Source organism: Allobosea sp. 47.2.35, assembly GCF_024655635.1.
Lineage (GTDB): Bacteria > Pseudomonadota > Alphaproteobacteria > Rhizobiales > Beijerinckiaceae > Allobosea.
On the sequence record NZ_JANLGI010000002.1, the window covers coordinates 278,474 to 296,029 of the forward strand.

15 protein-coding genes, 3 tRNA genes and 1 pseudogene are annotated in these 17,556 nt (G+C 65.8%); 12 read left to right on the forward strand and 7 right to left on the reverse strand.

Annotated features, from left to right (window positions below):
* On the forward strand, positions 1-525 hold the full coding sequence (locus NUV79_RS03955; RefSeq protein ID WP_257731779.1) for a gluconokinase: 525 nt from the start codon (positions 1-3) through the stop codon (positions 523-525).
* Between the two features lie 9 nt (positions 526-534).
* Here NUV79_RS03955 and NUV79_RS03960 read toward each other — a convergent pair whose 3' ends face one another.
* Positions 535-1,971, reverse strand: coding sequence for a multicopper oxidase family protein (locus tag NUV79_RS03960; RefSeq protein ID WP_257731780.1), 1,437 nt, complete (start codon positions 1,969-1,971; stop codon positions 535-537).
* A gap of 188 nt (positions 1,972-2,159) precedes the next feature.
* Here NUV79_RS03960 and NUV79_RS03965 point away from each other — a divergent pair.
* The 6 genes from NUV79_RS03965 (at position 2,160) to NUV79_RS03990 (ending at position 9,213) form a co-directional block, all read left to right on the forward strand.
* Positions 2,160-2,244 (forward strand) — tRNA-Leu (locus NUV79_RS03965).
* Between the two features lie 90 nt (positions 2,245-2,334).
* The gene (tig, locus tag NUV79_RS03970) at positions 2,335-3,765 is read left to right on the forward strand and encodes a trigger factor (RefSeq protein WP_257731781.1); all 1,431 of its coding nucleotides are present in this window, start codon (positions 2,335-2,337) and stop codon (positions 3,763-3,765) included.
* Between the two features lie 164 nt (positions 3,766-3,929).
* A complete protein-coding gene (locus NUV79_RS03975) occupies positions 3,930-4,553 on the forward strand; it encodes an ATP-dependent Clp protease proteolytic subunit (RefSeq protein WP_257731782.1) in 624 nt (207 codons plus the stop codon).
* 266 nt (positions 4,554-4,819) lie between these two features.
* Positions 4,820-6,091, forward strand: a complete 1,272-nt coding sequence (clpX, locus tag NUV79_RS03980) for an ATP-dependent Clp protease ATP-binding subunit ClpX (RefSeq protein ID WP_199092832.1) — start codon at positions 4,820-4,822, stop codon at positions 6,089-6,091.
* A 344-nt stretch (positions 6,092-6,435) separates the two neighbouring features.
* Positions 6,436-8,862: an endopeptidase La gene (lon, locus tag NUV79_RS03985; RefSeq protein ID WP_257731783.1), complete on the forward strand. Its 2,427-nt coding sequence runs from the start codon at positions 6,436-6,438 to the stop codon at positions 8,860-8,862.
* A 138-nt stretch (positions 8,863-9,000) separates the two neighbouring features.
* Positions 9,001-9,213, forward strand: coding sequence for a hypothetical protein (locus NUV79_RS03990; protein WP_257731784.1), 213 nt, complete (start codon positions 9,001-9,003; stop codon positions 9,211-9,213).
* A gap of 24 nt (positions 9,214-9,237) precedes the next feature.
* On the opposite strand, the gene NUV79_RS03995 is transcribed toward NUV79_RS03990, so the two are convergent.
* Positions 9,238-9,313 (reverse strand) — tRNA-Val (locus NUV79_RS03995).
* Positions 9,314-9,429: 116 nt separating this feature from the next.
* Here NUV79_RS03995 and NUV79_RS04000 point away from each other — a divergent pair.
* On the forward strand, positions 9,430-9,897 hold the full coding sequence (locus NUV79_RS04000) for a hypothetical protein (protein ID WP_257731785.1): 468 nt from the start codon (positions 9,430-9,432) through the stop codon (positions 9,895-9,897).
* Positions 9,898-10,013: 116 nt separating this feature from the next.
* Positions 10,014-10,090, forward strand: a tRNA-Asp gene (locus tag NUV79_RS04005).
* A 354-nt stretch (positions 10,091-10,444) separates the two neighbouring features.
* Here the strand turns inward: NUV79_RS04005 and NUV79_RS04010 are convergent.
* Positions 10,445-10,915, reverse strand: a complete 471-nt coding sequence (locus NUV79_RS04010; RefSeq protein WP_257731786.1) for a gamma-glutamylcyclotransferase family protein — start codon at positions 10,913-10,915, stop codon at positions 10,445-10,447.
* A 14-nt stretch (positions 10,916-10,929) separates the two neighbouring features.
* On the reverse strand, positions 10,930-12,102 hold the full coding sequence (locus tag NUV79_RS04015) for an isovaleryl-CoA dehydrogenase (RefSeq protein WP_257731787.1): 1,173 nt from the start codon (positions 12,100-12,102) through the stop codon (positions 10,930-10,932).
* A 230-nt stretch (positions 12,103-12,332) separates the two neighbouring features.
* Between NUV79_RS04015 and NUV79_RS04020 the strand changes: the two genes are divergently transcribed.
* The 3 genes from NUV79_RS04020 to dmeF all read left to right on the forward strand — a co-directional run bounded on the left by NUV79_RS04020 (position 12,333) and on the right by dmeF (position 14,297).
* On the forward strand, positions 12,333-12,824 hold the full coding sequence (locus NUV79_RS04020) for an ABZJ_00895 family protein (protein ID WP_257731788.1): 492 nt from the start codon (positions 12,333-12,335) through the stop codon (positions 12,822-12,824).
* 178 nt (positions 12,825-13,002) lie between these two features.
* Positions 13,003-13,269: a metal-sensing transcriptional repressor gene (locus NUV79_RS04025; RefSeq protein ID WP_113254115.1), complete on the forward strand. Its 267-nt coding sequence runs from the start codon at positions 13,003-13,005 to the stop codon at positions 13,267-13,269.
* A 17-nt stretch (positions 13,270-13,286) separates the two neighbouring features.
* Positions 13,287-14,297 (forward strand): CDF family Co(II)/Ni(II) efflux transporter DmeF, encoded by a 1,011-nt coding sequence (gene dmeF, locus NUV79_RS04030; protein WP_257731789.1) that lies wholly within the window; start codon positions 13,287-13,289, stop codon positions 14,295-14,297.
* A 17-nt stretch (positions 14,298-14,314) separates the two neighbouring features.
* Here dmeF and NUV79_RS04035 read toward each other — a convergent pair whose 3' ends face one another.
* The 3 genes and pseudogenes from NUV79_RS04035 to NUV79_RS04045 all read right to left on the reverse strand — a co-directional run.
* On the reverse strand, positions 14,315-15,307 hold the full coding sequence (locus NUV79_RS04035; RefSeq protein WP_257731790.1) for a CorA family divalent cation transporter: 993 nt from the start codon (positions 15,305-15,307) through the stop codon (positions 14,315-14,317).
* 95 nt (positions 15,308-15,402) lie between these two features.
* On the reverse strand, positions 15,403-16,377 hold the full coding sequence (locus tag NUV79_RS04040) for a glycoside hydrolase family 25 protein (protein ID WP_257731791.1): 975 nt from the start codon (positions 16,375-16,377) through the stop codon (positions 15,403-15,405).
* A 321-nt stretch (positions 16,378-16,698) separates the two neighbouring features.
* Positions 16,699-17,472 (reverse strand): annotated as a pseudogene (locus tag NUV79_RS04045) (glycoside hydrolase family 25 protein); the annotation flags it as partial.
* Positions 17,473-17,556: the final 84 nt, after the last annotated feature.

Below are 17,556 nucleotides of genomic sequence, written 5' to 3' on the forward strand. Positions count from 1 at the left end.
GTGGCAGAGGCAGCAAGCGGCGAGCGCCCGGCCGTCATCGTCGTCATGGGCGTCGCGAGCTCGGGCAAGACCTCGCTCGGCGAGCGGCTGGCGGAGCGCCTCGGCTGGCCGTTCCGCGACGCCGATTCCTTCCACCCGACCGAGAACGTCGCCAAGATGGCCGGCGGCACGCCGCTCAACGATGACGACCGCAAGCCCTGGCTTGCGGCCATCGCCGCCTGGATCGACGATCTCCGGGCCAAGGGCGAACACGGCATCGTCACCTGCTCGGCGCTGAAGCGCGCCTATCGGCAGGTGATCGTCGGCGACCGGCCGGATGTCGCTCTGGTCTATCTCAAGGGCTCGCGCGAATTGATCGGCCGGCGGATGGCCGCCCGCCAGCACCATTTCATGCCGCCGGCCCTGCTCGACAGCCAGTTCGCCGCGCTGGAGGAGCCGGGCGACGACGAGAAGCCGCTGGTCGTCTCGGTCGAGGACAGCAAGGACGCGATCGTGCAGGACGTGGTCGAGCGGCTCGGCCTCTGACCATCTGCCTCACGTCACCTCGAACCAGCTCCACAGCCCGAGATCGAAGCGCTCCAGCACCGTTGACGAGATCAGCCAGCGGCCGGGATTGTCGGCGATGAAGGCGATGTGCAGCTTCTTGCGCTCGGGAATCTGCACGGTATCGAGGAAATAGTTCTCCCAGCCGTCGTCGAGCGGGTGCAGCAGCCGGAAGCTATGGCCGTGGACATGGAACGGCTGGATGAAGGCGGTCCGGTTGTCGATCGCCATCACGATCGGCGTGCCGCGCTTGACGCTGAACAGCGGCTTGCCCTCGAAGGAGCCCGTCCCGCCATTGATCCGCCAGGGACTGGCGAGGTCGAGCCCGGTGAAGTCGAGCTTCTGGTCTTCGGTCAGCTTGGCGCCGCCCTCGATGACAAGTTCGGGGCGAAGCGCGTCCTGCATCCGCACGCCGAGCGGCAGGGCCGGGTTGAGTTTCAGGGCGGGCGCGGCGGCCGGCGGCACCTGTGGCTGTCCCGCCGTCACAATCCGCACCAAAGGCAGCCCGCCGCCGATCAGGGCGCTGACATTGACGGCGGCCCCGACCTCGATCGGCAGGTCGAGGATCACGTCGTAGCGCGTGCCCGGCGCGAAGGGCAGTTGCGAGCGTACGGGCTCGAAGCTCTCGGTCGGCTGGCTGTCGACGGCGATGACAGTCGCCTTTCCGCCGTCGAACCGCAAACGCATGATCCGGGCATTGCAGGCATTGGCGAGCCTGAGGCGGATGCGTGCACCCGGCCGGGCGGTGATCGGCTGCGGCGGTGAGCGGCCGTTGACGGTGAGCCAACTGCCGAGGCGCCCGGCCGAGGCCGAGGCATTGCCCTGCAGCACGAAGGGCTGGATCGCCTGGTCGTCGCCGATGAGCCAGTCGGTGACGAGCACGGGCAGGTCGAGATCGACGGCGGGCGGCTCCTTCTCCTCGACGATGACGAGTCCGCTCAGGCCCCGGCCCGCCGGTTCGGACGAGATACCGGCCCGGAGCGGGCGATAGAGCAGGGTGCCCGAATCTTGCGGCGTGATCCGGAACTCGCCGGTTTCTCCGGGCGCGATCGGCGGGCGCGTGAAGCTGGCGGCGCCGTCGCGTTCGGCCTCGCCACGCAGACCGTACCAATGCAGGTCGAGCGGAGCCGTCGTCCTGTTCTCGAGCTTCACGGCCAGCGTTTCGCCCTGCTTGATTCGCAGGGGCGGGGCCGGCGTCGCGCCATCGAAGGACCAGATTTCCGTATCGACCGGCGGCGAGGGGCGTAGGCGCGCCTTCGCAGGGCTGGCGACGAGCGATTGCCGCTGCGGCTCGCCTGCCGGCTTGGCGGTCGGGGTGGGAGCTTGCGCGAAACCTGCCGACGGCGCGATCAGGCAGGTGCCGCCGAGCCCCGCCAGCATATGGCGGCGCGTGAGCGAGGGGCGGGCGGCGGCGGGCGGCTTCGTCATGGTCTATCGCATAATCCGGCCGGCCGGTTCTGGCGAGAGCCGGCCCAGCCCCGGCTTCGAAAAGCGCTGCGGGCGGCCTGTTTTGCAGAACCGTCATTTTTTTGCTGCATGGCCCGGCCGAAATGCGTATAGGCCTGCGGCTTGACGATGGCCGCGCTGCGTTTGCTCGCGCGCAGCGCTATCGGCCGGCGGGCGTGGCGGAATTGGTAGACGCACTGGTTTTAGGTACCAGCGGCGAAAGTCGTGGGGGTTCGAGTCCCTCCGCCCGCACCATCGGTCTAGTTTTTCGCGAGCGCGGCGGCGGTCGGAACCGGCGTCGCGCTTTGGACATTGAGACGTAAACGAGCTGTTGGCGGTAGAAAAATGAACGTGACCGAAACCCTGTCCCAGGGCCTCAAGCGCGAATTCCAGGTGGTGCTGAACGCCGCCGACCTGAAGACCAGGCTCGATGGCAGCCTCCAGGACCTGCAGGGCAAGGCCAAGATCAATGGCTTCCGCCCGGGCAAGGTGCCGGTCGCGCATCTGCGCCGCCTCTATGGCCGCTCGGTCATGTCCGACGTGCTGCAGAACGCCGTCAACGAGGCGAACCAGAAGATCGTCGCTGACAACAACCTGAAGCTCGCCTTCGAGCCGCAGATCCGCTTCCCCGAGAACAAGGAAGAGATCGAGGCCGCGATGGAGGCCAAGGGCGATCTCGCCTTCACCGTCGCGCTTGAGGTGCTCCCGAAGATCGAGCTCGCCGACCTCTCGGACGTCTCGCTGGTGAAGCCGGTCGCCGAGGTTCCGGATGCCGATGTCGACGCCGCGCTGCTGCGCATGGCCTCCGGCAACCGCAGCTACTCGACCAAGGGCGAGAAGGCCAAGGCCGAGAAGGGCGACCGCCTGATCATCTCCTTCGTCGGCACGCTCGACGGCGAGAAGTTCGACGGCGGCACGGGCGAGGGCATCCCGCTCGACCTTGGTGCCGGCCAGTTCATCCCGGGCTTCGAGGAGCAGCTCGAGGGCGCCAAGACCGGTGAGAAGCGCACCGTCAAGGTGACCTTCCCCGAGAACTATGCGGCCGAGAACCTCGCCGGCAAGCCGGCCGAGTTCGAGGTCACCGTCACCGACGTGCAGGGCCCGGACGCCATCAAGATCGACGACGAGCTCGCCAAGGCCTTCGGCATGGAGTCTCTCGACAAGCTCAAGGAAGCCGTGAGCGAGCAGATCGGCCGTGACTTCACCGCCCAGTCGCGCCGCAAGCTCAAGAAGGGCCTGCTCGACGCGCTCGACGGCAAGTACACCTTCGAGCTTCCGCCGACCCTGGTCGAGCAGGAGTTCGCCAGCGTCTGGAGCCAGGTCGAGGCCGACATGAAGCAGGCCAACAAGACCTTCGCCGACGAGGACACCACCGAGGACGCCGCCCGCGCCGATTACCGCAAGATCGCCGAGCGCCGCGTGCGTTTGGGTCTCGTGCTGGCCGAGATCGGCGAGCAGGCCAAGGTCCAGATCTCGGATGACGAGGTCACCCAGGCCCTGATCGAGCGCGCCCGCCAGTTCCCGGGCCAGGAAAAGCAGGTCTGGGACTTCTATCGCAAGAACCCGCAGGCTCTGGCCGAGATCCGCGCTCCGATCTTCGAGGAGAAGGTCGTCGATCATCTGCTCGGCCAGGTGAAGGTCGAGGACCAGACGGTTTCGCGCGAAGCGCTCTACGCCGACGAGGATGCCGAGGAAGCCACCGAGGCCAAGCCGAAGAAGGCCGCTGCCAAGAAGACGAAGAAGGCCGAAGCCAAGGCCGACGACGCCTCCGCCTGAGCTTTCACGGCAACCTTAACGACAGCATTTGCGCCGCCGGCCTTCGCGACCGGCGGCGCTTCCCTTTTCAGCGGCGATTGCCGTGCTTAAGTGAGTGTCTTCCTAGACGCCGCTGATTCGACATCTCGCTGGGTTCCCCAGCGCTCCACCTCAAGGACAGATCCATGCTTCGCGATCCGCTCGAGACCTACAACAATCTCGTCCCGATGGTGGTCGAGCAGTCGAGCCGCGGCGAACGCGCCTTCGACATTTATTCGCGCCTGCTGCGCGAGCGCATCATCTTCCTGACCGGCCCGGTCGAGGATTACTCGGCCTCGCTGATCGTGGCGCAGCTGCTGTTCCTCGAAGCCGAGAATCCCAAGAAGGAAATCTCCTTCTACATCAACTCGCCGGGCGGCGTGGTCACCTCCGGCCTGTCGATCTACGACACCATGCAGCTGATCCGCTGCCCGGTGACGACGGTCTGCATCGGCCAGGCTGCCTCGATGGGCTCGCTCCTGCTGACGGCCGGTGCCAAGGACATGCGCTTCGCCCTGCCGAACGCCCGCATCATGGTTCACCAGCCTTCTGGCGGTTTCCAGGGCCAGGTCACCGACATCCTGATCCATGCCAAGGAAGTCGAGAGCCTGAAGAAGCGCCTCAACGAGATCTACGTGAAGCATACCGGGCGCTCCTACGAAGACATCCACGCCGCATTGGAGCGCGATAATTTCATGACCGCCGAGCAGGCCAAGGAGTTCGGCCTGATCGACAAGGTCATGGAGCGCCGGCCGGAGACCGAGGCCTGATCGGGCGCTCGCGATCCTGTGGGTTGGCCCTGCTCATCGGAGCCCCCATATTGAATGAAGGACGGCCCCGTGTTTGCATGGGGTCGGGGGTGAGCGGACATGCGCTCCATTCTGATCCGGCTTGGGCCGGCCCTGCGTATCCGAATGTACCGGAACGGGCCGTTAACCTAATCATCGTGATCTGAGCGCTTAAGTATGACGGAGAGACGACGGCTGCATCCGCCAAGCGTGATGCGGCTCACGGCTCCCGAACTGGAGATGGACGGATGGCTAACAAGCCCGGCGGCGACTCGAAGAGCACGCTTTACTGCTCTTTCTGCGGCAAGAGCCAACATGAGGTTCGCAAGCTCATTGCGGGCCCGACCGTGTTCATCTGCGATGAATGCGTCGAGCTCTGCATGGACATCATCCGCGAGGAATCGAAATCCGCGCTGGTGAAGTCGAAGGACGGCGTGCCGACCCCCAAGGAGATCCGCAAGGTCCTCGACGATTACGTCATCGGCCAGGAGCACGCCAAGAAGGTGCTCTCGGTGGCGGTGCACAACCACTACAAGCGCCTCTCGCACGCGACGAAGCAGAACGACGTCGAGCTCGCGAAGTCGAACATCCTGCTGATCGGACCCACCGGCTCGGGCAAGACGCTGCTCGCGCAGACACTCGCCCGCATCCTCGACGTTCCCTTCACCATGGCTGATGCGACGACGCTGACCGAGGCCGGCTATGTCGGCGAGGACGTCGAGAACATCATCCTCAAGCTGCTCCAGGCCTCCGACTACAATGTCGAGCGGGCGCAGCGCGGCATCGTCTATATCGACGAGATCGACAAGATCAGCCGCAAGTCGGACAACCCCTCGATCACCCGCGACGTCTCGGGCGAGGGCGTTCAGCAGGCGCTGCTCAAGATCATGGAAGGCACCGTCGCCTCCGTGCCGCCGCAGGGCGGGCGCAAGCATCCGCAGCAGGAGTTCCTGCAGGTCGACACCACGAACATCCTCTTCATCTGCGGTGGTGCTTTCGCCGGTCTCGACAAGATCATCTCGAGCCGCGGCAAGGGCACCTCGATCGGCTTCGGCGCCAAGGTCGAGGCCCCGGACGATCGCCGCATCGGCCAGATCTTCCGTCAGGTCGAGCCCGAGGATCTGCTGAAGTTCGGCCTGATCCCCGAATTCGTCGGCCGTCTGCCAGTGCTGGCGACGCTGGAGGATCTCGACGAGCCGGCGCTGAAGACCATCCTGACCGAGCCGAAGAACGCGCTGGTCAAGCAGTATCAGCGCCTGTTCGAGATGGAGGACACCCAGCTCACCTTCACCGACGAGGCGGTCAGCCTGATCGCGCGCAAGGCGATCGAGCGGAAGACCGGCGCGCGCGGCCTGCGTTCGATCATGGAAGGCATCCTGCTGGAGACCATGTACGAACTGCCCGGCCTCGAGGGCGTCGAGCAGGTCGTGATCGGCCCCGAGGCTGTCGAGAACAAGGCCCGCCCGCTCTTCATCTATGCGGAGCGCGAGGACGAGACGAAGACGGCCTCGGCCTCCTGATCTCTCCTGCATTGCGACAACAGGACGCGCGCCCTTGGCGCGCGTTTTGCGTTTGAGATGGCATGGGCCGGTCGTGGTTTCGCGCCGCGACAGCCCTGCGTGAGATTGAACCGCCGCAAGGCGCGGTATCCGTCCTTCGTCTGCTGCAGGACAGCGGTGCATGAGCCGGATACCTCGCTTGAAAGCCGGCGAGGAAGTCTCCACTTTAGGTGCACTTGCGAGAGTCGCATGCCTCATTGGGTGCGATGCGCGAGGGCGGAGAGGCGAATGGTCGCCTTGTCCGCTACGTCCGATCGCTCCGCCCATCTTGGGGGTCCGCCGGGCGCAACTGCAAAGGAACTGCCATGACTGGCTCGACGCCCCGCGCTCCTTTCGTCACAGGCGAGACCGGCACCTATCCGGTTCTGCCTTTGCGCGACATCGTCGTTTTTCCCCATATGATCGTCCCGCTCTTCGTCGGCCGCGAGAAGTCCATCCGCGCGCTTGAGGAAGTGGTGAAGACGGACGGGCTCATCCTGCTGGCGACCCAGAAGAACGCCGGCGACGATGACCCGCAGCCTAACGAGATCTACGAGATCGGTACGCTCGCCCGCGTGCTGCAGCTCCTGAAGCTGCCCGACTCCACCGTGAAGGTGCTGGTCGAGGGCGTCGGCCGCGCCAAGGCCTCGTCCTATTCGGCCAGTGAATCCTTCTACGAGGCCGAGGCCACCGGCCTGGCCGAGGAAGAGGGCAAGAAGGTCGAGGTCGAGGCGCTCGCCCGTTCGGTCGTCAGCGAGTTCGAGAGCTATGTGAAGCTCAACAAGAAGATCTCGGGCGAGATCGTCGCCGCGGTCACGCAGATCGACGAGCCGGCCAAGCTCGCCGACACCGTCGCCTCGCATCTGGCGGTCAAGATCGCCGATCGCCAGGGCGTGCTGGAGATCACCAACGTCGCCCACCGGCTGGAAAAGGTCCTGTCGCTCATGGAGAGCGAGATGTCCGTGCTCCAGGTCGAGAAGCGTATCCGCTCGCGCGTCAAGCGCCAGATGGAGAAGACCCAACGCGAGTACTATCTGAACGAGCAGATGAAGGCGATCCAGAAGGAACTCGGCGACGGCGAGGAAGGCCGTGACGAGCTGGCCGAGCTGGAAGAGCGCATCGCCCAGACCAAGCTGACCAAGGAAGCCCGCGACAAGGCGACGGCCGAGCTGAAGAAGCTGCGCCAGATGTCGCCCATGTCCGCGGAAGCGACCGTGGTGCGCAACTATCTCGACTGGATGCTCGGCATTCCGTGGGGCAAGAAGTCGAAGATCAAGAAGGACCTCAACGCCGCCCAGAGGGTACTCGACGACGACCATTTCGGCCTCGACAAGGTCAAGGACCGCATCGTCGAATATCTCGCCGTGCAGCAGCGTGCCAACAAGCTCGCCGGTCCGATCCTGTGCCTCGTCGGCCCTCCGGGCGTCGGCAAGACCTCGCTCGGCAAGTCGATCGCCAAGGCGACCGGCCGCGAGTTCGTGCGCATGTCGCTCGGCGGCGTGCGTGACGAGGCCGAGATCCGCGGTCACCGCCGCACCTATATCGGCTCGATGCCCGGCAAGATCATCCAGTCGATGAAGAAGGCCAAGACCTCGAACCCGCTCATCCTGCTCGACGAGATCGACAAGATGGGCCAGGACTTCCGTGGCGATCCCTCGGCGGCCCTGCTGGAGGTGCTCGACCCCGAGCAGAACTCGACCTTCAACGACCATTATCTCGAGGTCGATTACGACCTGTCGAACGTGATGTTCGTGACGACGGCGAACACGCTGAACATCCCGCCGGCCCTGCTGGACCGCATGGAGGTGATCCGCATCGCCGGCTACACGGAGGAAGAGAAGACCGAGATATCGCGCAAGCACCTGATCGCGAATGCGATCAAGAAGCACGGGCTCGACGGCAAGGAATGGTCGATCACCGACGAGGCCCTGCAGACCCTGGTGCGGCGTTACACCCGTGAGGCCGGCGTCCGCAATCTCGAGCGCGAAATTTCCAACACGGTCCGCAAGGGCGTGAAGGACATCGTGCTCGGCAAGAAGGCCAAGGTGGTCGTCGATGAGCCGCTGCTGGAAGAATATCTCGGCCCGCCGCGCTATCGTTACGGCATGGCGGAGACGGAAAACCAGGTCGGTGTCGTCACCGGTCTGGCCTGGACCGAGGTCGGCGGCGAATTGCTGACGATCGAGGGCGTCATGGTGCCCGGCAAGGGCCGCATGACCGTCACCGGCAACCTGCGCGACGTGATGAAGGAATCGATCTCGGCGGCGGCATCCTATGTCCGCTCGCGGGCCGTCGATTTCGGCATCGAGCCGCCGCTCTTCGACCGGCGTGACATCCACGTCCACGTTCCCGAGGGGGCGACCCCGAAGGACGGCCCCTCGGCGGGTATCGCGATGGCGACCACCATCGTCTCGATCCTGACCGGCATCCCGACCAATCGCGACGTCGCCATGACCGGCGAGGTCACGCTGCGGGGCAGGGTGCTGCCGATCGGCGGCCTGAAGGAGAAGCTCCTGGCGGCGCTTCGCGGCGGCATCAAGAAGGTGCTGATCCCCGAGGAGAACGCCAAGGACCTGATCGACCTGCCGAAGTCCGTCCGTGACGGGCTGGAGATCGTTCCGGTCGCGCGCATGGAGCAGGTGCTCCAGCACGCGCTGACCCGTCAGCCGGTTCCGATCGTCTGGGAAGAGGATCTCAAGGCCCCCCTGCCCAAGGGCGGGGACGAGGATGCAGCGGGCGTCGTCGCCCACTGACCTCGGGTCCCGAAAGAACCAGCCGCCGGCGCGCAAGCGCCGGCGGTTTTTGTTTGGAGCGAGGCTGGCGATTACGGCAAGGCCCGCCCATGATCATCTTGAGCCCAGGTTCACGCAGGCGAGCTTGATCAAAGAGCCATGAAACTGCGACGCATTTCAAAGCGCACGGTGAAGCCGGATCGCTGGGCGGCGTTCGATAGCCTCTCCCAGCCGGTGCGGCAGGCGCTGGCGCACGCAGCTCATCCACTGGATCCGCTCAAGCTGATAAGTGCCGGCAGCGTCGATGACGCGCTCCGCCGGATTGCCCGGCTCGATGCCGCAGCCAGACGGCGCGTCGATCGCTCCGAATAGCCAGAACTGTCGGTACTGGGATGATGGTGGGCGGTGACGGGCTCGAACCGCCGACCCTCTCCGTGTAAAGGAGACGCTCTACCAACTGAGCTAACCGCCCCACGCGGTCGCGTTTAAGGCCTCGGCTGCCGCATCGCAAGCGTTGTCGGGCAGCCCGCCCGCAAAGATCGGTCAGAGGCCGAATTCCGCCATCTTCATCGTCACCTTGCCGGTGCCATGAACACGCGCAGCCTGATCCGCCTCCGCCCTGTCCTGCGCCATGCAGGTGTCGCTGCCTGTCTCGGGCTCGTCCTCGTCACGAGGCAGGGCGCGGCGCAAACGCTCCTGCCCGATTCCTTCTTCGCTGACCGGCCGGCCTTCTCGCATCCGGAGCAGCCCGCCAAACCGGCGAGCTGCGAATCCATCGCTGCGCAGCTTCCCGATTCGATTCCCTCCGATTCGCGCGTCGACATGGCGATTGCGGGAACGGTCAGCCTCGTCCGCACGGATGGGGCACTCTGGTATGTCGCGGTGTGCGTCGGGCCGGGCGTCAGGGTTCTCTGCGTGACCTATGGCGCCGGAGAACTGAAACCCGGCGACAAAGCCGTGCTGCGCGGCGGATATAACCGCCAGGACAAGCGCCACGTCCTGCTCGATCCTTGCCTCGCATCGCCGGAAAGCGGGGAGGGCGCGGGCGAGCCCTGAGTGCCGCCGAGGATATTTTTCCCCAGATGTGATTTTGCCGGCGACACTCGCTTGACACTTCAGGTCGGGGGCAATACTCACCACGTCGCTGACGGCGAATGCCTCAGCCGCCCAGCGCGGGCGTAGCTCAGTTGGTTAGAGTGCCGGCCTGTCACGCCGGAGGTCGCGGGTTCGAGCCCCGTCGCCCGCGCCATGTATCTCTCTGAAGATGCACATCTTTTCGTAATCTCAAAAATTTTGGAATGCCTCAGTTCGGAAGCGCCGCGTTGGCAAATTCGGAACTGTGATCGCTTTCGTTCGCCGAACTATCCCCAGCGCCTCGGGAGCCTTGGCCGCCGCGGTGATCTGCGCGGGGGCGGTGGCGGCGCGCGAGTTCATCATGAGCCGCGACGCCACATCGTCAGCATCCGGCTCAGACGCGAACGTGATCGGGCGCTGCGATGTCCGCGCGAACGAAGCATTCAAGGCAAGGTTTGAGCTTAGCGCGAACCGAGCCGCCGGGAAGCAGAGGTTTCTACCGTCGCTAAGGGCATCGGTAGAGCGCCTGTCAGAACCTGCGGAGTTTCTCCTGCAATCGCGGCAACACTACGCCTCGGTTCTCAGGCAAAAAACGGTTCAAGCCGGTGACGTAAGTCTCTGGCAGGCCGTGATGTTTTGCTCCGGCGATGACGGCGTCCATATAACCCGACTTCGGTCGCCCGGGATCGCCGGAGCGGCCGATATAGATCAGCGCGCGCTTGGCGCCGCCGGGCACGATCACCGGTTGGCTGATCTTCACATAGAGCCCGCTGGCCAGTTCCTCGAACTTGTCGAGGACGCGCATGTCGCTGAGCGAACAGTCCCACAGCACGCCATGGACCTCCTCGCGGGGATCGCGGATCACCGAGGCATAGCCATCGCGGGTGACGATGAAGCGGTGCCGCGGCAAGCGGGCAGGGCCGAGCGGCTGCGCCTTCGGGCAGCGCTCAGCCATCCCGACCGGGTCCATGTTGAGGCCATAGGCGAAGTAAAGAGGCATGAGGCCCTCTAGCCTCACTTCGTCTTGTTGAACAGCTCGCGGCCGATCAGCATCCGCCGGATTTCGCTGGTGCCGGCGCCGATCTCGTAGAGCTTGGCGTCGCGCAGCAGGCGGCCGGTCGGGTAGTCGTTGATATAGCCGTTGCCGCCGAGAAGCTGGATCGCATCGAGCGCGACCTGCGTCGCCTTCTCGGCTGCGATCAGGATGGCGCCGGCCGCGTCCTCGCGCGTGGTCTCGCCGCGATCGCAGGCCTTGGCGACGGCATAGACATAGGCGCGGCAGGAATTCATCGCGACATACATGTCGGCGACCTTGCCCTGCACGAGCTGGAATTCGCCGATCGACTGGCCGAACTGCTTGCGCTCGTGGACATAGGGCATGACCACGTCGAGCGCCGCCTGCATGATGCCGAGCGGGCCGGCCGCCAGCACGACGCGCTCGTAGTCGAGGCCGGACATCAGCACGTTGACGCCGCGCCCGACGGTGCCGAGCACGTTCTCCTCCGGCACCTCGCAATCCTGGAAGACGAGCTCGCAGGTGTCGGAGCCGCGCATGCCGAGCTTGTCGAGCTTCTGGTGGGTCGAGAAACCCTTCATGCCCTTCTCGATCAGGAAGGCGGTGATGCCGCGCGGGCCAGCCTCGGGATCGGTCTTGGCGTAGACGACCAGCGTCTCGGCGATCGGGCCGTTGGTGATCCACATCTTGTTGCCGTTGAGGACGTAGCGGTCGCCCTTCTTGTCGGCGCGGGTGCGCATCGAGACGACGTCGGAGCCCGAGCCCGGCTCGGACATCGCAAGCGCGCCGACATGCTCGCCCGAGATCAGCTTCGGCAGGTATTTCCGCTTCTGCGCCTCGTTGCCGTTGCGGCTGATCTGGTTGACGCAGAGATTGGAGTGGGCGCCATAGGAGAGGCCGACCGAGGCTGACGCGCGCGAGACCTCCTCGACCGCGATGCAATGCTCGAGATAGCCCAAGCCCGTGCCGCCATGCTCCTCATCGACCGTCATGCCATGCAGGCCGAGCGCGCCCATCTCCGGCCAGAGATCGCGCGGGAACTGGTTGCTCTTGTCGATCTCCTCGGCACGCGGGGCGATCTTCTCCTGCGCGAAGGCATGGACGGTGTCGCGGATCGCGTCGGCGGTCTCGCCGAGGTCGAAATTGAACGGGCGCGGCGCGTTGGCGAGCATGAGGTCCTCCCGGATCGAACGGCGTTGCGCAGCCTGGATGCCGGCCGCTTTGCGGCGAGCTTACAGATCGGGAATGCCGGTGTCAGGCCGAGCCGAGCAGAGGGCGGTTTGCGAGGATTCGCACGGGCCGGCCTTTGGCGATGCCGGCCCATCATGCAGCGGCCGGGCTTTACCCGCCTTGCTGGCCAGAGTAGCCGGCAGGCTGAACCATGCCTGCCCGGAGTTTCCGAATGTCTCAGCCCTCGACCGTATCGCCCATATCCAACGGGGCCCTCGTCCTGCGCTACAGCGCTTTCCTCATCGGTGGCGTGATCGTCCTCAACATCGCGTTCCTGGTGCTTGAATCCTATCTCAAGCAATCGCCGGGCAGCACGGGCGCGCTGGGGCTGATCCTGATCTGGAGCGCTGCTTCATGGATGGGGCAGATCTGGTTCCGGCGCGAGCAGGCTCGCCCGCCACCCGGCCGCGCCTGGTTCGTCGCGCTGCTCTGCGCGCTCGCGACCTTCGTTCTGCAGGCCGCCTTGGTACTCGTCATCGCCGGCTCCATGCCCGGTGGCATCGCCAGCATTGCGCGCTATCGCAGCAGCGACCAGATGCTCATCGCCGGAGCGTTCATCAGCATTCTCGTGCTGGAGTTCCTGCTGATCCGCGGCGCGATCTTCTGGGGCGCCAAGGCCGAGGAGAAGCGGGCGCAGCAGCGGGCCGCCAAGGCTCAAGCCTGATCGCCACACACCTTCGGGGAGGCGAGGCGGCGCTGTCGCCCTTCGCTTCCGCCTGACAACTTCGTTCGTAGTCCAGTCGAAATCGCTGCTTCCTCCCGGAGGCAGCAGCTTGCCATGGCGTGGTCACATCCAATCGAAGGCTGTTGCATATCCTATCCGGGGGGATAGGATATGCCTCATGAGCCACGCCATGGACCCCGACATCATCAACCGCCTGCGCCGGGCACAGGGCCATCTCGGCACCGTCGTCGGGATGGTCGAGACGGGCCGGAGCGTCCCGGACGTCGTGCAGCAGCTCCAGGCGGTCGAGAAGGCGCTGGAGAAGGTCAAGTCGCTGCTGATCTTCGACCATATCGAGCACCACCTGTTCGACCATGCCCAGGCGACGACGCCCGAGGCGCGTCGTTCGATCGAAGAGCTCAAGGCCCTCACCAAATACCTCTGACGATCCGGAGCCAACCGATGTCGGATGCGACCAGCTTTCCCGCCCAGCACCAGCACGTCTTCCTCGGCAGCGAGCATGACCGGCACGAGCGCCGCACCTGGCTCGTCGTCGGCCTGACGAGCGCTACGATGGTCGCCGAGATCGTCGCCGGCACCGTCTTCGGCTCGATGGCGCTGGTGGCCGATGGCTGGCACATGTCGACCCATGCAGCCGCGCTCGGCATCGCGGCCTTCGCCTATCGCTTCGCGCGCCAGCATGCGCATGACCGCCGCTTCAGCTTCGGCACGGGCAAGCTCGGCGATCTCGCCGCCTTCGCCAGCGCCTTGCTGCTGATGCTGGTCGCCATCGCGGTCGGCTGGGAATCGGCGATGCGGCTTGCCGCGCCGGTCGCGATCGATTTCACGCAGGCGACGGCGATCGCGGTGCTCGGCCTTCTGGTGAATCTGGCAAGCGTCTGGCTGCTCCGGGATGGGCACGGCCACCATCACCATCACGGTCACACACATGGCGGAGCCGGGCACCATGGCCATGGCCACGCCCATGATCATCATGGTCACGACGATCACCACCACGACCACCATTCCCATGGCGGGCATGGCGCGGACACCAATCTGCGCGCGGCCTATATGCATGTTCTCGCCGATGCCTTCACCTCGATCCTGGCGATCGCGGCGCTGCTCGGCGGGCGGTTCTACGGCTGGGTCTGGCTCGATCCGGTGATGGGCATCGTCGGCGCGGCGGTGATCGCGCATTGGTCTGTGAGCCTTTTGCGCAGTTCGGGCGCCGTTTTGCTCGACACCGTGCCGGACGAGGCATTGGCGAAGCGTATCGGCGAGCGGCTGGCTGCCGAGGGGGCAGAGGTCGTCGATCTCCACCTCTGGCAGGTCGGGCCGGGCCATCGCAGCGCCATCGTCTCGATCGTCACGGGCGAGCCACGGCCGCCTTCGGCCTACAAAGCCCTGCTCGCGGATCTGCCGACGCTGTCCCATGTCACCGTCGAGGTGAATGCGCGTTCGGCGGCAGCCTGAATCGCGAGCGGGCCGGTTCAGCTCCCGATCACGCCCCGGCGGCGGAGCAGGACGAGGGTCAGCAGAGCGGCGGCGAGGCAGGTCAGCGCCACGAAGACCGCGCCGGCCTCCGATTCGACCCAGGGCAGGCCCTTCACGTTGATGCCGAACAGGCCGGTGATGAAGGTCGCGGGCAGGAACAGGGCCGTCAGCAGCGAGAGCACATAGAGCTGCCGGTTTGTGCGGCTGGCCGAGCGGGCGGCGATCTCGTCCTGCAACAGCCGCGCCCGATCCTGCACCGACTGGACATCGTGATGCAGGCCGTCGACGCGCTGGAGCAAGCGCGTCGCGGCGGCCTTCACGGCATCGGGCGCGCTGCGGCCGGACTGGGTCTCGGCGAAGCGGCGGAACAGCACATGCAGCCCGCTGAGCTGGCGATGCAGCCGCACTGCGGTGCGGCGGACCGCGCCGACGCGCTGCGGGCCGTCATGCAGGCGGTCGAGCAGGATATGGTCCTCGACGCTGTCGGTCTCGTCGACGAGGCGCACGACCGCATCGGTGACGTCGTCGATGATGTATTCGATGATCTGCTCGAAGAGCCCCGCAGGGCTTGCGGCCGGCTCGCCGCGATCGAGCGCTTCCGCCGTCATGCGGATCGAATGCAGGGCCTCGCGCCGGCCGGTCAGCAGGAAGTTCTCGCCGATGATCCAGCGCAGCGCGCCGACATCCTCGGATTTATCGGCGATGTCGCGGATCAGATCGTGCGAGACGCCCCAGGCGAGATTGGCGGAGTGGTCGAGCCGCTGGTGCGGCTCATGCGAGAGGAAGGCTTCCTGCGTTGCGTCCGGCAGGTCCTGCTCGGCGATCCAGCTCTGCGCCCGCGTATGGACGAGGTCGAGATGGAGCCAGACGAAGCCTTCGGCGGGAGCAAGCTCCGGCATCTCGTTGCGGGGGATGCGGGTGGGCTCTCCGTCGGCGTCGAAACGATAGGCCCAGATGATGCCGGATTGGGACTGAAGATCGCTGAGCATGCCGGGCTTCCACTGTCGCCACGGACATCTCCGGCGGCGCGGCGCCTAAGGGCGCCGCGGATATGACGGCGGCATGACAGCCGGCAAAAGGTGCCTCAGTCGCGCCCGATTGAGCCTGTGATATCGGCGCGGCGGTTATCGGCGGTGCGTGCGTTGGGAATCCGGCCGGGCGGAGCGAATTTCAGCCTGGTGCCGCCGGCGTCCTTGGGCGCGCGCAGGCCGGCGGGAGTGGGAGCGGGCGTCGGCGTCCGTGCCGCGATCCTTGGTTCGCCGCCATGCCATTTGCGTGTGCCGATGTCGAAGCGGCCCTGGCGCCAGGCCTCGAATTCGCGCTCGCTGCCGAAGAAGGCGTTGCGGTCGACGTCGCCGGTGATGCCCGGCACGCGGCCGGTGGTGGTGAACTGCCAGAACTCCCAGCGGTCGCGCTCATAGCGCTTCGCCAGCGGGGCGGCGGTCGAGCGCAGCCAGAAGGGGTAGTCGTTGAGCTCGCCCTCCAGCACGTCCTCATGGAAATTGATGTCGGTATAGATCACCGGCTTCTTGCCGGTATGCTCGCGCAGGCCCTTCAGCATCTCGTTGATCTTGGCCATGGCCAGCTCTTTCGAGATCTTGCGGGTGCATTGTGAGTCGTTCTGCCATTCGACATCGAGTACCGGCGGCAGGGCGTCGGGGTCGCGCGGGATGTGCTTCTTGATCCAGCGCACCTGATCCTTGGCGGGACGGCACCACCAGACGAAATGATAGGCGCCGCGGGCGACGCCGTGCTTCTTCGCCTCGGCCCAGTTGCGCTTGAAATTCGGATCGAGATGGTCGCCGCCCTCGGTCGCCTTGATGAAGGCGAAGCGCGTGCCGGCATCCTTGACCCGGGCCCAGTCGATCTCGCCCTGCCAGCGGGAGACGTCGATGCCCTGGATCACCTTGCGTCGCGCATCGCGGACGCCGTGATGGGGCGAGCTGTCGCCCTTCTTCGGATAGAGCGCCTGCGCCGGCTCGACGAGACCTATCATCAGCGCCGCGAAGGCGAGGGCTTTCAGCCCGATCCATCCGCTGGTCAGCTTGCGCGCTGGCATGTGTTTCTCCTGCATCACAGGTCCAGATGCGAGGAGCGTGGTTAAGCGCCGGTTAGAATTGCGGCGCAGTTGAACAATGAATTTCAGCCTTGGTTAACCGGCGCGATTCCGCCCGTCCGCTCAGTCGAGGACGGCGGGCTCGACCTGGTTGTCGATCGCCCGCATGGTCGAGGCGACGGCGGGCACGCTGCCGGGGATGCGCGCGACGGGCACGTCGCCCGGTTCCTGTGGCTCGGGGGCTGACGGGGGAGGCAGCGGCTGCTGCTGAACGGGCGCGGGCTGTGCCGGCCCCTCGCGCTTGTCCCAGCGGCGCGTGCCGATGTCATATTCGCCGCGCAGCCAGCCGGCGAACTGGCTCTCGCTGCCGAAGAAGGCGTTGCGGTCGACATCGCCACGGATGCCCGGCACGCGGCCGGTCGTGGTGAACTGCCAGAAGGCCCAGGGGCGGTTGTTGTAGCGGGTCTCCGGCAGCGCGGCGGTCGAGCGGATCCAGTAGGCGTAGTTGTTGAACTGCCCCTCCAGCACCTCGCGATGGAAGGTGATGTCGGTATAGATCACCGGCTTCTTGCCGGTGAGTTGCTCCAGCTCGGTCAGCATGAGCGCGATCTTCTCGCGGGCGAGCTCGCGATCGATCTTCTGCGGGCAGGTCCGCGAATGGCCGTTCCACTCGACGTCGAGCACCGGGGGCAGGGCGTCCGGATCGTTCGGGATCTGTTGCTTGAACCAGACCGCCTGCTCATGGGCCGGGCGGCACCAGAAGACGAAATGATAGGCGCCGCGCGGAACGCCGGCGCGGCGGGCGCCTTCCCAGTTGCGGCGGAAGGTTGGGTCGACATGGTCGCCGCCCTCGGTCGCCTTCATGTAGACGAAACGGGTGCCGGCCGCCTTGACGGCGGTCCAGTCGATCTCGCCCTGCCAGCGCGAGATGTCGATGCCATGGATCGGATACTGATGCGCCGCCGCGACGCCGGGATGCGGCCGGGCATCGCCCTTCGACGGGTAGTTGTCGAGCGCCACGCAGCCGCCGAGCGCCGCGAAAGCGGCAACGGCCAGAATGGGCAGGGCACGGAAACGGGGCATGCGGCGGGCGTTCATGTCGCGGAGAATTGCTGGGAATGCTTGACGGCCGGTTTACGTTACCAAAGTTCTGCCACCTGTCAGCCTGAACTTGGGCGGAAC

What these genes read in the sequence shown, in the direction of transcription:
- NUV79_RS04040 (WP_257731791.1), bottom strand. Translation starts at nt 16,377, where the DNA reads ATGCCAGCGCGCAAGCTGACCAGCGGATGGATCGGGCTGAAAGCCCTC.
- NUV79_RS03960 (WP_257731780.1), bottom strand. Translation starts at nt 1,971, where the DNA reads ATGACGAAGCCGCCCGCCGCCGCCCGCCCCTCGCTCACGCGCCGCCAT.
- NUV79_RS04025 (WP_113254115.1), top strand. Translation starts at nt 13,003, where the DNA reads ATGAGCCACGCCATGGACCCCGACATCATCAACCGCCTGCGCCGGGCA.
- NUV79_RS04020 (WP_257731788.1), top strand. Translation starts at nt 12,333, where the DNA reads ATGTCTCAGCCCTCGACCGTATCGCCCATATCCAACGGGGCCCTCGTC.
- tig (WP_257731781.1), top strand. Translation starts at nt 2,335, where the DNA reads ATGAACGTGACCGAAACCCTGTCCCAGGGCCTCAAGCGCGAATTCCAG.
- dmeF (WP_257731789.1), top strand. Translation starts at nt 13,287, where the DNA reads ATGTCGGATGCGACCAGCTTTCCCGCCCAGCACCAGCACGTCTTCCTC.
- NUV79_RS04010 (WP_257731786.1), bottom strand. Translation starts at nt 10,915, where the DNA reads ATGCCTCTTTACTTCGCCTATGGCCTCAACATGGACCCGGTCGGGATG.
- NUV79_RS04015 (WP_257731787.1), bottom strand. Translation starts at nt 12,102, where the DNA reads ATGCTCGCCAACGCGCCGCGCCCGTTCAATTTCGACCTCGGCGAGACC.
- NUV79_RS03975 (WP_257731782.1), top strand. Translation starts at nt 3,930, where the DNA reads ATGCTTCGCGATCCGCTCGAGACCTACAACAATCTCGTCCCGATGGTG.
- NUV79_RS04000 (WP_257731785.1), top strand. Translation starts at nt 9,430, where the DNA reads ATGAACACGCGCAGCCTGATCCGCCTCCGCCCTGTCCTGCGCCATGCA.
- clpX (WP_199092832.1), top strand. Translation starts at nt 4,820, where the DNA reads ATGGCTAACAAGCCCGGCGGCGACTCGAAGAGCACGCTTTACTGCTCT.
- lon (WP_257731783.1), top strand. Translation starts at nt 6,436, where the DNA reads ATGACTGGCTCGACGCCCCGCGCTCCTTTCGTCACAGGCGAGACCGGC.
- NUV79_RS03990 (WP_257731784.1), top strand. Translation starts at nt 9,001, where the DNA reads ATGAAACTGCGACGCATTTCAAAGCGCACGGTGAAGCCGGATCGCTGG.
- NUV79_RS04035 (WP_257731790.1), bottom strand. Translation starts at nt 15,307, where the DNA reads ATGCTCAGCGATCTTCAGTCCCAATCCGGCATCATCTGGGCCTATCGT.